Genomic DNA, 14,514 nt, shown 5'->3' on the forward strand with positions numbered 1-14,514 from the left:
CGTTAAATTACAGCAACTTGCTTGATGATTTCACTAATGACATCGTCAGTTGTCACGCCATCGGCTTGCGCTTCATAACTCAAGGCAATGCGGTGACGCAGCACATCGGCAACAATAGAACGAACATCGTCAGGATCGACGTAATCTTTGCCATTTAGCCAGGCTTGCGCACGAGCACATTTGTCCAGGGTTATCGTTGCACGCGGACTCGAACCAACGGCTATCCAGTCTTTAAGTGGGCTATCAGTGTAACGTTCAGGTTTGCGCGTAGCCATGATAATAGCGACAATGTACTTTTCGACGTCTTCACTAATATGCATACTCGTTACCGCTTCACGCGCCTGAAAAATGACCTCTTGCTCAACTTGAACAGGTGTATGAGATTGTTGAGCTTCTTCACCACGAACTAAGCGAATAATCGATAATTCAGCTTCATCGTCTGGGTAATCTAAGTTGATTTTCATGGCAAAGCGATCCATTTGTGCTTCAGGTAACGGATACGTCCCTTCCTGCTCAATGGGGTTTTGTGTCGCCAGTACCATAAATAGTGGCGGCAGTTTGTAGCTTTTGCCCATCACGGTAACTTGGCGCTCTTCCATCGCTTCAAGCAAGGCGGCTTGTACCTTAGCAGGCGCACGGTTAATCTCATCAGCAAGGACTAAGTTATTAAAGATAGGCCCCTCTTTAAAGGTTAGCGTCGGTTTGCCTTCTACTTCTTGATAAACCTCTGTACCTGTAACATCTGACGGCAGTAAGTCAGGTGTGAATTGAATACGCCCTAAGTTAGCAGTAAGCACTTTAGCAAGGGTTCTTATCGAACGAGTTTTTGCTGTACCAGGTAAACCTTCTAGCAAGACATTACCGTTAGTTAATAACGCAATTGTTAGTGCATTGACTAACTTTTCTTGGCCCAGTACTGACTGATTGACTTCTGCTTGAAGCGCTTTTACTTGATCTAGTAACGTTGTCATAATTTATCTTCTTACAATCCTTTAACGACATGATGAAAATAGCAAACTCATCAAAAACTTATTTTGCCAAACTGGCATTTTACCAAAGCCAAATACCAAGATTTTCGACAGTATATATTTTGCTGATGATGCTTTGAGTGTACCTAGTTTTTATTGCAAATTCACGACTTTGTAACCTTAAATTAACAAATAAATTTTATTAAAAAACTAAGCGATATAATCTGATATTCTTATAACCTCATAAATATGTGATGAAATCAATATGCAAAACTGCTGATGACTTAGCTATCGCCAGAGTTTTTCTCTGCGATGACGATTGAGTAACCACAGTTAAAACAAAGCAAGAGCGATTATTAGCTCTTGCTTTATTGCCTAACAATTATTTGTTAGTTACGTTTTCCCATATACCTAGTTGGTCAACTACCGAACCAAATGTCCAGTCACCAGGGATTTGTGATGGTGGGTATTCCTTAAACGTATGCAAGAATTTAATTACCTCTGTTGCAGCAGGCGCCATCATGTACATACGATCAATCCACCATTTTTCATAAGCACCTGACTCTGAATGTGCTTCTTCATAAGGGTCTTGACGTAAGTTCGTGATCAAAGGAGCACGACGTTGAACTAAAGGACAAACCCAAACATCTAAACCCTCGCACTCTTGTTGCAAGTATAAGATTTTCCAATCGTTCATACGAATAGCTGCAACTTCACCACTGTCAGTAACATAAATAAACTGCTTACGTGGCCAGTCTGTATTGTCGTCAGCTACCGTGTTCTTGCCTTTGATTAACGACGGTAGTAAGTTGTAACCATCCAATTTAACTTTATAGTCACGACCACTAATATTGGTACCTTTGGCTAGGCGCTCAGTGATTTGATCATCACCTGCCGCCGCTAAAAATGTTGGCAACCAATCATTGTGAGCGGCAATTTCATTAACTACCTGACCTGCTGGAATTTTCGCTGGCCAGCGGACCATTGCCGGCACTCGAAAGCCACCTTCCCACGTGGTGTTTTTCTCACCTTTGTAACGCACCGTACCGCCATCAGGCCAAGTTAACTTTTCTGCACCGTTGTCAGTTGAGTACATAACAATAGTATTGTCTGCAATACCAAGGTCGTCTAATTTATCAAGTAAAACACCAACATGACCGTCGTGCTCTACCATACCGTCACCGTATAAGCCACCGCGCTTAGAAATGCCTTTCGATTCTTCTTTTAAGTGAGTCCATACGTGCATACGCGAGGCGTTCCACCATACGAAGAATGGCTTGTCCTCTTTGTGAGCCTTGTCGATGAATTTTAATGCGTGTGCTAAAAACTCTTCATCAGCTGTTTCCATGCGTTTTTTGGTTAATGGGCCAGTATCTTCTAAACGGCCATCAGCAAAAGAATGGATCACGCCTCGAGGTGAAAACTTTTTCACCTGCTCTGGTGACATGAAGCGGTGATAATCTTCATTTTCAGGCTCTTCTTCGGCATTTAAGTGGTATAAATTACCGTAAAACTCATCAAAACCGTGGTTCGTCGGTAAGTGTGAGTCGCGATCACCAAAGTGGTTTTTACCAAACTGCCCTGTTACATAGCCTTTTTCTTTTAGTAACCAAGCTACGGTAACATCATCTTCCATTGCACCTTCTTTGGCACCAGGTAAGCCCACCTTCGTTAAACCAGTGCGCATCGGGTGTTGGCCAAAAACGAATGCCGCTCGGCCAGCAGTACAAGAGTTTTCACCATAATAGTCCGTGAAGATTGCGCCTTCTTTGGCAATTCGGTCAATGTTTGGTGTAAAGTGGCCTGCTTGACCCATAGTGTACGCACTAATATTGTCTTGACCAATGTCATCACCCCAGATTGCAAGGATGTTAGGACGAGAAGTATCTGTTGTAGCAAGTGCCGGCGCAGTAACCGATGCAAGTGTTAATGAAACAGCAATGCTTTTTACCAATGTTTTTACGTGCATAAAAAACTCCACAAAAATGTAGTAAATCGTTAATTTTTAACTCAAATAAATCATGTTCAGTGTTACAAAACGATAAGGGAGTTGCTGTTAAGAAGTGTCACTATTGTTTCGATAAAGTGTTATCGAAATTGAAAGCTATTTAATCAAAAAGCGCTAAATAAATGCTCTTTTTAGCTAACTAGTTAGCGCTAGCTCTGATGAATACTAGCGCTAGCTAACATTGTTAATATCTACATCATCAAGTTAATGGCCTGTTAAGCCTTTACAGTTGATTACAAGTTTTACAGGTTGACCTGTCATTAATTAAGCTGTTGTTCAAAAAACCAAAAAAAAAGCCACTGAAACAGTAGCTTTTTAATTTGTGCGGATGGTATTTACTATTGTATTGACCGTACTTACATCAAACTTCTGATATGTTGGATCAACTGCTGTACTTGCTGGTTATTCGGCATCAGTTGACCTAGTTTTTGTGCGTGAAAAAGCGCTGAGTCATACTCTTTCAGCTCTATTAACGCAACGGTTAAAGTATACAAATAATCAGGGCTTTGTGGCTGTAACTTATATGCCATCGCATAATCAAGCTTGGCTTTTTCAGTATCACCATTTTCTTGGTGTAAGACACCACGCGTGTAATAAGCACGTGGGTTCTGGTCATTGTGTTCAATGGCTAAATCAAAATAGCCAACGGCTTTAGCTTTATCTTGCTGCCTTACTTTTACTAATGCAAGCTGATAGTAGATGTCTGAAGCTTTAGGATTAACTTTAATTGCATCTAATAACACCTGCTCCGCCGCAGCTTCATTTTGTTGCTGACGATAGAGATCTGCCAAATAAATATAGGCTGGCATAAAGATATCTTCGACGCGAATTGATTGTCTCAGGGCCGCCTCTGCTTTGTCATATTCACGCATTAGCATATAAATTTGCCCTAAATTCGTTTGCGACGAACCGCGATCTGCTTGATACAGCTGACCTTCAATATATTCGTCAACAGCAGCTTGTAACTTCTCTCGACGTTCTCCCTGAAATGTTGGATCAGCAAGGTTTGCTGCTAACGCCCGTCCTGCGGTCATTCGAACTGAACGAACGGGATGGTCAAGCATAGGAATCACTTTCAGTGCTCGGTTAATCATACTGAGTTGATTAGTCGCTCTGATCGCTTCAATCACCACAATGGGATCGTCGCTTTCCATTTGTTTGGCTAAAAAGGTAATGAGCTCTTGATTGTTTCTCGCACCTTGGATTCTTGAAATCGCTGATGCTCTAACTTGAGCTGTGTATTGTGAGTCATTAGCAATGTTAACGAGTTCAGGAGTCGCGGCAAATGAACCTTTATCAGCTTGATCAAAAGCATGAGCAAACGTTGATTTTGAGCGATACTGTGAAACCGGGAACCACTGCTCAAGTTGCTTAGCGTGTTCTCGATTACTGACATCACTATGACAGTTTTGACAAGCATTAGGCGTATCTAATGTAAGACTCAAATCGGGACGCGGCACTTTAAATGAATGATCACGGCGATCGTCAACTCCCATGTAACGAGTTGCTGGCATGTGACAATTAACGCATTGTGCCCCCTCAGACTCAACTGGGTGTTGGTGGTGCTTTGGCGTATCGTATTTAGGCGCGCTATGGCACTGGGTGCAAGTCACATTACCCGGCATTTTCAATTTTGTTGTATGTGGGTCGTGACAATTAATACACGTCACGCCTTCTTGATACATTTTACTTTGGGTAAATGAACCATAGACATAGACTTCGTCATAAATCTGGCCATCAGGGTGATAAAGTGCGTCAGTCAAGGTCGCTGGAATGTAATGGTCAAAAAAGGCTGCGTTTTCTTCGTGATCGCTAATTTGCGCTCGACGCGAGTGACACTGAGCACACACCTCAACTTGCTTAGTTTCTTTCGCGCGATCGACAGGTATTAACACCCCCTGGTCGTTTTCGTAAAAGATAGGATGCTTAGTTGCAATAGACTGGCTAAAGCCAAAGTGTTTGGCGTCGCTTGTTTGGTTTTTAGTCCACGCTAAATGTTCAGTGGTGCCTTGGTGACAGGCTGTACAACTGACGTTTATCGCATCATAGGTTGAGTTATAAGATAGACTTTCAACATCAAAACCTTTTTTGAAATTAGTACTGTGACAATCAGCACAATTTTGATTCCAGTTTTGACCCATTTGGCTCCAGTGGAACTCATTTGTTGCTTCAAATCCTGGGTATAAGTTGTACCAGCGTTGGCCGCCCTCTTCGGCAGTTCTTGAATCCCAAGCATACGGAATGAACTGATACTTACCATTACCCACATCAAAAATATATTGTTGTAGCGGTTCATAACCAAAGGTATGGGTAATTTCAACGGTCATCGGTTTACCATCTAACCCCGGCATGGTGACAAAGTACTGTTCTTCTTTTTTGAAAAAATGAACATTGTCACCATCGACCACCATAGGTGCTGAGCTAAAGTCGCCGAGATTAGTCGGTGTAGCTATCTCTGCCATCGCGTGATAGTGGTGAGAGTCCTTCCAAGCGTTTACTTGTTGTTCGTGGCAGTCAACACAAGTTAAGTCTTTATTTACCGCGTTAGCACTATTAGCTAGTGCGGTTGCAGACCACAGTAAAATAATGATTGGAGAAAGTATTCTTTTTATGTTCACGAGAGAAATCAACTAGACATTCCTTATATATAACCTGCACTTGAGAAAGCAGGCGCATCGCTTACAGCGACTAGAAAATTTATACTGATATAATTAGCTAGCTAACGACAATTTGCAACGAATAGTTTGTAATAAACCTTACAGAATGTTAACAAGAATCCGACTGTATTTGAGCGATAGTCTAATTATTAAACAACAGCGACATTATTTGATGTTGAGTTGTTCGACATCACCACTGAGCGTTAAGCGATAATAACGCCCTTCAGATACTTTGAGTAATTCACCGTATTTTCCTTTTTTGATAGAGCTGTCGATTGCTAGCACTTTACCTTTAAATCGCACTTTGATCTCACTGTATGAGGTATGGCCAACAATGACACGATTGCTTTGATAATAAGCCAAAACCTGTTCAAGCTGTGCAATGGGAATAATCGGCCAGTAAAAATAACCGCGATACCAGATAGGGCCTTGGCGACCGTGTAAAAAACTTTCTAAACGGTTGCGCTGACGAGGCATTTCATCTTTAACCATAGCGTTAATAAAAAGCTGATTAATTTGCCCTAATGACTGTTGATATTGGAGTAATTGGTGGCTTAAACCGCCGTGTAAATAAAGATCTTGGTTGATTTTAACAATCACATTTTTACTGCGTAACCAGCGTCCTATCACACTATTGTTATCATACAGTTTCGGGTAAGGCGTTTGTAAAATCTGGCTTACATCTCGATATTTAGGGTTGAGATATCGCAAGTCGTTATTAAAAACCATGACCTCGTGATTGCCTATAAGTAAATGCAGCTTGCCTCCAGCGAGTTGAGCTTGTTGTTCAAGGCGATATAAAAACCAAAGAATTTCAGTCACCCTATCACCGCGATCAAAAACATCTCCGGTTATCACTAAATGGCCTTTGCCCAATGCCCAATGATCATTTTGATCGATAACCTTGTTATTTCGAAGCAGTTCAAGCATTAGCTTGTGTTGACCATGAAAGTCACTAACAGCAATAACATCAAAGTCGCCATTGTATTCGATGTTATCGCGCTCAAATTGCTGTTTAACAATACCTAGCGCTGGTCCGTTTTGTTGGCACGCTTTATAACGCCCTAGTGTAAGGCTAATTACGTTAACTTTTTTAGATTGCGCTTGACCATCACAGACGTACTCAACATCATAGGTTATTGTACTATCGGTATACCTAACATAGGGGCCATCAGAAAGGGGCTGCGTTTGTGCCTCGGCAATCGCAGCGCCGAAAATATATAACCAAGTTACGGCAAATAAACGCCAGAATTTGAGTGTCTTCATATTGCCAATATAAAAGTATTGCGCCCATTAGTGAAGTTAACTAGCCCGATTTTAGTCCTTTGCTTGAACTAAAAATTTGCTTCTACATCAAACGCCATCGGTTGTTTTGTCACTGGGTGGCTGAACTGTAGTGACATAGCATGTAAGCACAGCCTTTTCCCTTTGTTACCGTATAAATCATCGCCAACAATTGGCATATTAAAACCTAAAGGATGGGCACAGTGCATTCTCAACTGATGTGTTCTGCCCGTTTTAGGTTCAAGTAATACGCGTGAAGATGTGCCTTCATGTCCCAAAAGTTGCCATCTTGTAAGGCAAGGTTTACCTGACTCGAAACAGACTTTCTGCCTTGGTCTATCGTCGATGTCTTGGCACAGAGGCAAGGTGATCTCTCCCGAGGGCTCGTTAAGTATGCCTTCGATTAATGCGACATAACGCTTTTGTACTTGCCGAGTAACAAATTGCTGTTGTAATGACTTGTTTGCTCTTGGTGTAAGCGCTAATACCATTAAGCCTGAAGTCGACATATCCAAGCGATGGACGATAAGAGGGCCAAGTGCCTCAGGGAACTTTGCTCGTATCCTTGTTAGCACACTGTCTTGAACTAATTTACCCGGCACAGATAGTAGTTCTTCAGGTTTGTTGATCACCAAAATATGTTCATCTTGATAGATGATCTCAATAACTTTATCTCGCCCATAGTTGACGAGTAGTGGATTGTCATCAAGCTCGATACCAGCAAGCATATGTTCTAGTATCGGTTTACATTTCGTTTGGCAGGCGGGGTAATACTTTTTGTGTTGGCGAATTTGTGACTTTGGCGGTTGCCCCCACCAAAATTCTGCCATGCAGATTGGCTGATAGCCATGTTCAAAGGCAAATTGCAATAATTTAGGTGCTGCACAATCGCCCGTTCCTGCAGGAGGCTGCTCACCAAACGCAGTGAATATTTCACTAATTGTTTTGCTCTCACCAGCAAGATTAAGCAGCTGGTATTGACTAAACAGCTTTTTCTGAAGCTTATTCGATAATTTACGGCGTTGTTTCTTGAGTTTATCAATCAAAGCTTGATAGTTTGCCAAGTTTTCCTGTGCTTGATTAATCTTAGTATTGAGCGATGCCTTGAGCGCCAGTAATTGTTTTTTATAGTGGATGCTTTGGCCATTAAGCTGTTTATCTAAAGTATTGTATTGCTCTAGGCTTAACTCAGTTTTAGCCGTCAAACGCTGCGCTTTGCGCACTTTTTTCGCTGTCGCCATTTCCGCTTGTAATGCACCAACTTGTTGGAGGTAAGCTTGATCAGCTAGGCTAACTTGCGCTTGTAGTTCTCGATAACGCGCGGCCTCGCTTAATTGACTAATCTGATCGTTAAGCTGATTAATAACTGCTGACTCTCTTACTAAGAAACTCTCTTGGCTTGATATATCGACAATTTGCGGAACGAATAATGATGAGTTGTCGTGAGTATCGTCTTTTCCCGAATAGGCAGCTAGAAAACCTAACTGCCCTGCTTGGTCTTTGACCACTAACACGCCATACATTTTGCCTTCGCTCAGCCTTTCTCGTTCATCTAAGACCTGATCCTGCAACTGTAAACAAGCCAGCTCGGCAAGTGGATGTACCTGATAACAAAATGGAAATGTAAAACAGTTGGGCAATGCAATTTGACTAATATCGTTAGCAAATGAATGTAACAGAGGGCTTGGCATAGAATCGCTTCTTACATATAAAAAAAGGCGCAAAGCGCCTTGTATTTATTACCCATTGACTATTTTAACAGGTCAAGGATATTCTTTAAATCAGACTTGCCGTTAGCAATTTCTTCTTGGGTTAAGCCCGATAATTCATGCGGAAATACTAGCCACTCATCTGATTCATGTACGTAGTAATCTGGTGCGAAATCAACTTTTGAATTTTTCGGTTTGTACCAAGGGCAAGCAACGCGAACATCGTTTGGCATATTGTTGCGCATCAGCTTTTTCAGTTGTTTAATCAAAGCATCAATACTGCGACCTGAATCAAAAACATCATCAACAATTAACAAGCCGTCATCGGCATTGGCATTTTCGATAATATAATGTAAGCCATGAACTTTAATTTCTTTGCTCTGTTGATTAATGCCGTAGTATGACGATGTGCGAACAGCAATGTGATCAGTTTCGACTTTTTTAAAGTCAAAGTATTCTTGAACAGAAATACCAATAGGAGCACCACCGCGCCAAATACCAACAATAAATTGTGGTCTAAAACCATCTTCATAAACTTTTGAAGCGACTTTGAAAGAATCTTCTAATAATTCTTGCGCCGTAATAAATTTCTTTTCCATTAATAACCCGTTATTTTGGAGAATTTAATATAACCCGTAATTGTAACCGCTAATTATAACCTGAGAATTAAGCCAATTCACTCGATTTGTTGCTCTAACGTGAGTACTTGATCAAATATTGTCTTAACAGCGGCTAAATAAAAATCATGATTGGTATTATCGAAAGTATCTTGTGGTGTGTGATAGTTTTGATGAGTACCAACACCAAAGTACAAAAATGGTACTTTGTAACGATAAAATACACCGTGATCACTGGCACTTCGCCAATTTGTTTTCTTTTTTTGCCCTTGAATGGTTTGGTAAGCTCTAGGTCCCTTGCGCACCGACAACTGGTGTTGCATAGCAAAGTACGCCAATTGACCTTGCCAATATTTGGGCGCAACTTGTTCAACTTTATATGGTAAGTAATACAGGCGCTTGGTGTATTTTGCACCTGAAATCATATCGAGGTTAACATTAAGTGCGGTCGTTGCCATCACCTGTGGGTTTTGCTCAGCAAAAGCACGGGCACCTATTAGATTCTCTTCTTCGGCATCGGTAAATAGATAAATCAATGTATGTTGAGTGGCAACTTGCTCAAATGCTTTAGCAATATGCAGTACAGCGGTGGTGCCAGATGCGTTATCATCGGCGCCTAAATAGTACTGGCCTGACTTTTTACCTATGTGATCAAAGTGTGCACTTATCACAATAATTTGGCCACTGCTGCCTGGTTTTACACCAATAATATTAGTCCCTTGATAAACAGTTAGGCCCCGCTCGTATTCAAATGGGTGCTGATACTCGCCTTTAAATGGCGCTACGCCAGCAGCTTTAAGTTGTGAAACAATAAACTGCTGAGCTAATTCGTTACCCAGCGTACCATATTTTCGACCCGCAAACTCAGGGCTACTCATTGTTTCAAAGTCGGCTAGCAGCGTTTGTTCGTCAATCAAGTTAACGGATGCACTGATATTATTATCAGCATTGCCGACTAAATAATTCACCGGTTTCACCGGCGTGTAGTGGCTACAAGCCGATAAAATAACGACCACCCAGCTTAGTGCCCAAGCTTTGTGCCATAGGTTTACGCCTAATCCCATTCCCCCTCCGTTGACGCTATAGACGCGCGGTATTTAAAAATTGAATTTTCGCATCATATCTAAGCTCGTCATCGTTATATGTCGCGTAGTTTTTTGCCCGTTCAAGTGAGCGCTTAACCTGATCTAACTCGCCTAGCTCAGCATACGCTTTGGCAATGCCAAAATAAAATTCATGTTGCTTATTGTCGAGTCTAATGGCTTTTTTGTAATGATTCACCGCGGCTAAATACTCGCCGTTATAATAAGCCTCAGTGCCAAGTAAAGCGTGATAATATGGATTTTTAAGTCGTTTACTATGGACTGATTCTCTAATGTGTTGCGCCTGAGTAACATTGCCAGACAGTTCATATAAAATCGCCATATTATCTAATACCGTTAAATTATCAGCGTTAATATCTAAGGCGTTCTGATAAACCTTTAACGCTTGCTCAGGTAGGTTATTTTGCCGATATAGCACGCCTAAATTTCCCCAAGCAGAATCGTAAAACGGATCGATTAATGTTGCAGCTTTTAAATAAGCGTACGCTTTGTTGGTATCACCAATAACCATAGCATCGGCACCTTTGTTGGTGTAAAACATTGCCATGATGGTATTTTTATCAACAAACTCACTGGGAAAAGCTTGTTTTCTCATGGTGGGATCAAAGTCAATTGTGTAAACATTTTTGCCATAAACCGTTTGTGCTAGCGGGCGGTCAGCGTCAAAAATCACTAAATTCACATGACCGGTCAACATATTGTAACTACCATTTCTAACCCAATACTCGGGAACATCGACACGTTGGAAATAAGCTGGTAAATCAGCGGCTTTTGCCAAGGCATATGACAGCACAGTTAACGACATGCAATTGGCATTTTGGCTATAGAAAGTTTCACGAGCAGTAAGATTGGCTGAACTATTGTAATTAATGCCGATTTGGTCACTTTCAAACAAAAAGCTGACAAGTTCACTCACTCGGTCTTTCGACGACGGCTCACGACTTATTTCTCTGACCAATTGCTCCATAGGTTCAGATAGGGCAAAGATTTCTTCTTCGGATTCAATAGCGACATTGTGGTGATAGGGAAAGGCTTTATCGGCATAGACAGGATCAACAAAAACTTGTGTATTTGGCTCAGTAACCTGACAACCAACTAACGAGAACGTTACACATAAAGCAAAGAGATGAATTTTACTCATAACCGACCTCCTGTTACTTCTTTAATAGTAGTTAAAGATCGATAGGTTTGTCGCTCAACAACTTAAAATATACATACTTTATTACATTTTAAGTTTTGGATACTCGCAGGGCTAGGTTCAAGAATGATCGACAGGATCCCCGACCTGAACTTGATTTCGACCATTATTCTTTGCTTTATACAGCAGATCATCGGCACGTTTTAGCGCACTATCCATGTTTTCAGCTGGCAATTTCTCCGTTACGCCAAGTGAAATCGTATAGCCTTTAGACATTATCGTTAAAATATTGTCATCCTGCTCAACCGCTCCGCGCAATCGCTCTGCGAGTATTGATGACTGAGCCGTATCATAACCTGGGCAAATAATTAAAAATTCTTCACCGCCAAAACGGTATACATAGTCAGTTTCTCGTGAGTGCTTGAGCATAAGTTGAGATAGGTGGACAATGACCTTATCGCCAACACCGTGGCCATAGGTGTCATTGATTCGCTTAAATTTATCGATATCGATAGAAATGATGCCAACCTTAAACGTACTATTGCGCTTCTGGATCTTCTCCAATTCGCTACTTTTTTCTTTAAAGTGGTTGCGGTTATAAAGTGTCGTTAACGCATCGTGTTTAAGTAAGCCGGCGACGATAAAGTGATAATAGACGATAAAGCCAGTGGCGATAATAATGACTATAGTAAAGGCGATTTTTTTGTAAAAATAACTAAATTTTTCTTTCGTGGCATCAGCAAGTACAGAAGCATCACTTAAAATGATAAACCGCAATTGCAACTCGTCAAAGTAGAAAGAATTATAGTAGTAATCTTTCTTTGGCTGATCGTTAAACTGAATTAGCTTATGACCATATCGCTCAACAAAGGTCAGGTTAATTTCCTCTTCTGGGCGCTTACCATAAAACTGTTCAATAAAGTCCCCGTCATTGTTAACACCAACATCCGGCTCTGTGTTTAATATAACTGGCTTTATTTTTTTACTCTTAACCTTAAGCGGCACAGCTGTCTTGGTGAAGACAAAATAATGATGATTATCATCAAATTTATTACCTATTTGAACGTTTTCATTGAACTCGATAATAACGTCGTAAGTATGGCCAAACTTATCCCTTAGTCGATTGATTCCGTAATAAATAATGTGTTCTGAAGAGTCACTGAGCAAAAAACTCCACAAGTAGTCACCCGATAATTGACTAAGCCACTCATCGTATCTTGCTTGAGTAAGACTATCTTTTGGCTCACCAAAAATGACACTTTGCTGATCTTTCACAACATACTTGATCGCGATGTCGAAGTTTTGCCCTAAATATAGATTCCTTTCGACGATCCACTCAATGGTTTCATTAAATATATCTTCCTCATTGATAGATTCGTTATTGTTTTGGTGATTGCTTTGGGTTCTGCTTTCTTCGATATCGTCTTCTAAATAATCTTTGATCCGAAAACTAATAACATTAGAAACTTGGCGAACACGATCGACTTGAGAGGCAATAATTAATTCCATTTGATCGGCATAATTTTTCCCGTTTAAAAAATTAATGCGCTCTTGCTTATTAATTTCTGAGCGATAGGTTTTACTAAAATCAAAAACTTGCAACACAAGAATAGACAGCGATATTACCGCCCAGCCAATATATGCATACTTTTTTGTTACCAGTTTCAAGCAAGCCTACTTAAGATTGTGTCACAACCTAATTCAGTTAATAAATTATCAGGTTTACAGTAGTTTATAATTTAATAGATGACAAGGTAAGACAAGGGTTAGAGAACAATTTATTACAGTTTCGAACACGTCAAAAGCAAAAAAAACACCTTATAGAACACATGCTATAAGGTGTCGTAAATGCCTCAACATTAGCCTTACACTAACGAGGCGAGGGTTACCCAAAAAGGTTGGCTAGATATCGTATTTCGCTGAAAATTGTGCGTATACCGAATCTGCGTCGCGATCTTGCATATCATACTGACCAACTTCAAAGCCTAGTGATAATTTAGGTGTAAGCGTTTTAAATACGTTAACACCTACGTGTGAGCGCTCGCGATCAGATTCGTCAGTTTCGATATAGCCATAGAATACTGAACTACGTAAGTCCTCTTGCCAAAAATGGCGATAAGCTACCATGTATGACAAGGTATCTTCTGCTTCACCATTGAACACATCTGGCGCAGCCGTAACACCGACATAACGACCCGTTTGTCCTAAGTGTAACTGGAAGCGAATATCATCTTTACCGAAGGTTTTAACTCGACCAGCAACTGAGCCACCAAATGTTGTTTCATCAGAGCCATCGGCAAAATTTAATTGGCGCACTAAACCAGCAAAAGAAACATTACCCCAATCTCCCTTCATTGTATATTTACCAACAAAATCAGGTAATTTATCATTTGCAGGATCGGCGTCAGGAGATGAATCAATGCCATCTACGCCCCAAGATTCCGGGTTTTCAATAGCGAACTCAAAGCCACCACTGGTATACCGAACCATAGTATTACGAGCAAATGCCTCACCGACTAATGGCCCCGCAAAATCGACAGTTTCTGGTAGCGCACTTGTGTTCATAAAAGTCGTCCAAGTTTGACCAATGGTGAAATCGTTGTACTTGATAAACGCGTGACGCAATCGCGGATGTGAAGAGTTTGAGATAATCTGATTACCTCCACCACCGTGAAAGTCCATTTCGATAAAGCCCGTCACATCACCGTGAACATACTTCATGTTAAAACGTGTTTCGTTGGCAAATAGTTTAAGTTGCGATGCATCCTCATCAAGCACGCGCCCGCCACCTGTCCAAAAGTCTTGGTAGGCAACGTTACCATCTACATAACGCGCATCTACCTTAATGTAGCCGCCAAATGTCAAGGTGTCTTCTTCTGTTAGCTTGATCTCATAAGCCGCATTAGCCGCTTGTGAACAGGCCATTAAACCACTGATAAGTAGCATTTTATTTGTTGTTTTCATTGTATACTCCCAGATTCACTCATTAAGACAGAATCAACCGCTCATTCCATCGACTAACTTATTGTT

At 41.0% G+C, this 14,514-nt stretch carries 10 protein-coding genes; all 10 read right to left on the reverse strand.

Going from position 1 to position 14,514, the window contains the following annotated elements; genetic code table 11:
* Positions 1-2: 2 nt before the first annotated feature.
* Positions 3-971 carry an AAA family ATPase gene (locus tag LP316_RS12405; RefSeq protein ID WP_193021468.1) on the reverse strand — a complete coding sequence of 323 codons (969 nt, stop codon included), beginning with the start codon at positions 969-971 and terminating at the stop codon, positions 3-5.
* A 379-nt stretch (positions 972-1,350) separates the two neighbouring features.
* Entirely contained in the window at positions 1,351-2,937 is a 1,587-nt protein-coding gene (locus LP316_RS12410; protein WP_193021469.1) for an arylsulfatase, read from the reverse strand.
* A 395-nt stretch (positions 2,938-3,332) separates the two neighbouring features.
* A complete protein-coding gene (locus LP316_RS12415) occupies positions 3,333-5,594 on the reverse strand; it encodes a tetratricopeptide repeat protein (RefSeq protein WP_193021470.1) in 2,262 nt (753 codons plus the stop codon).
* A gap of 204 nt (positions 5,595-5,798) precedes the next feature.
* A complete protein-coding gene (locus LP316_RS12420; RefSeq protein WP_193021471.1) occupies positions 5,799-6,899 on the reverse strand; it encodes a metallophosphoesterase in 1,101 nt (366 codons plus the stop codon).
* Positions 6,900-6,967: 68 nt separating this feature from the next.
* A complete protein-coding gene (locus tag LP316_RS12425; RefSeq protein ID WP_193021472.1) occupies positions 6,968-8,608 on the reverse strand; it encodes an RluA family pseudouridine synthase in 1,641 nt (546 codons plus the stop codon).
* Between the two features lie 59 nt (positions 8,609-8,667).
* Complete coding sequence (locus LP316_RS12430) at positions 8,668-9,225, reverse strand: phosphoribosyltransferase (RefSeq protein ID WP_193021473.1); 558 nt, start codon at positions 9,223-9,225, stop codon at positions 8,668-8,670.
* 77 nt (positions 9,226-9,302) lie between these two features.
* Positions 9,303-10,307 carry a M20/M25/M40 family metallo-hydrolase gene (locus LP316_RS12435; protein ID WP_193021474.1) on the reverse strand — a complete coding sequence of 335 codons (1,005 nt, stop codon included), beginning with the start codon at positions 10,305-10,307 and terminating at the stop codon, positions 9,303-9,305.
* Positions 10,308-10,323: 16 nt separating this feature from the next.
* The gene (locus LP316_RS12440; RefSeq protein WP_193021475.1) at positions 10,324-11,487 is read right to left on the reverse strand and encodes a tetratricopeptide repeat protein; all 1,164 of its coding nucleotides are present in this window, start codon (positions 11,485-11,487) and stop codon (positions 10,324-10,326) included.
* Positions 11,488-11,604: 117 nt separating this feature from the next.
* Positions 11,605-13,152, reverse strand: coding sequence for a GGDEF domain-containing protein (locus LP316_RS12445; RefSeq protein ID WP_193021476.1), 1,548 nt, complete (start codon positions 13,150-13,152; stop codon positions 11,605-11,607).
* Positions 13,153-13,386: 234 nt separating this feature from the next.
* Positions 13,387-14,448 (reverse strand): DcaP family trimeric outer membrane transporter, encoded by a 1,062-nt coding sequence (locus LP316_RS12450; protein ID WP_193021477.1) that lies wholly within the window; start codon positions 14,446-14,448, stop codon positions 13,387-13,389.
* Between the last annotated feature and the right edge of the window lie 66 nt (positions 14,449-14,514).

Origin of the sequence: Thalassotalea sp. LPB0316 (assembly GCF_014898095.1) — a bacterium.
Taxonomy (GTDB): domain Bacteria; phylum Pseudomonadota; class Gammaproteobacteria; order Enterobacterales; family Alteromonadaceae; genus Thalassotalea_G.

What these genes read in the sequence shown, in the direction of transcription:
- LP316_RS12405 (WP_193021468.1), bottom strand. Translation starts at nt 971, where the DNA reads ATGACAACGTTACTAGATCAAGTAAAAGCGCTTCAAGCAGAAGTCAAT.
- LP316_RS12410 (WP_193021469.1), bottom strand. Translation starts at nt 2,937, where the DNA reads ATGCACGTAAAAACATTGGTAAAAAGCATTGCTGTTTCATTAACACTT.
- LP316_RS12420 (WP_193021471.1), bottom strand. Translation starts at nt 6,899, where the DNA reads ATGAAGACACTCAAATTCTGGCGTTTATTTGCCGTAACTTGGTTATAT.
- LP316_RS12425 (WP_193021472.1), bottom strand. Translation starts at nt 8,608, where the DNA reads ATGCCAAGCCCTCTGTTACATTCATTTGCTAACGATATTAGTCAAATT.
- LP316_RS12430 (WP_193021473.1), bottom strand. Translation starts at nt 9,225, where the DNA reads ATGGAAAAGAAATTTATTACGGCGCAAGAATTATTAGAAGATTCTTTC.
- LP316_RS12435 (WP_193021474.1), bottom strand. Translation starts at nt 10,307, where the DNA reads ATGGGATTAGGCGTAAACCTATGGCACAAAGCTTGGGCACTAAGCTGG.
- LP316_RS12440 (WP_193021475.1), bottom strand. Translation starts at nt 11,487, where the DNA reads ATGAGTAAAATTCATCTCTTTGCTTTATGTGTAACGTTCTCGTTAGTT.
- LP316_RS12450 (WP_193021477.1), bottom strand. Translation starts at nt 14,448, where the DNA reads ATGAAAACAACAAATAAAATGCTACTTATCAGTGGTTTAATGGCCTGT.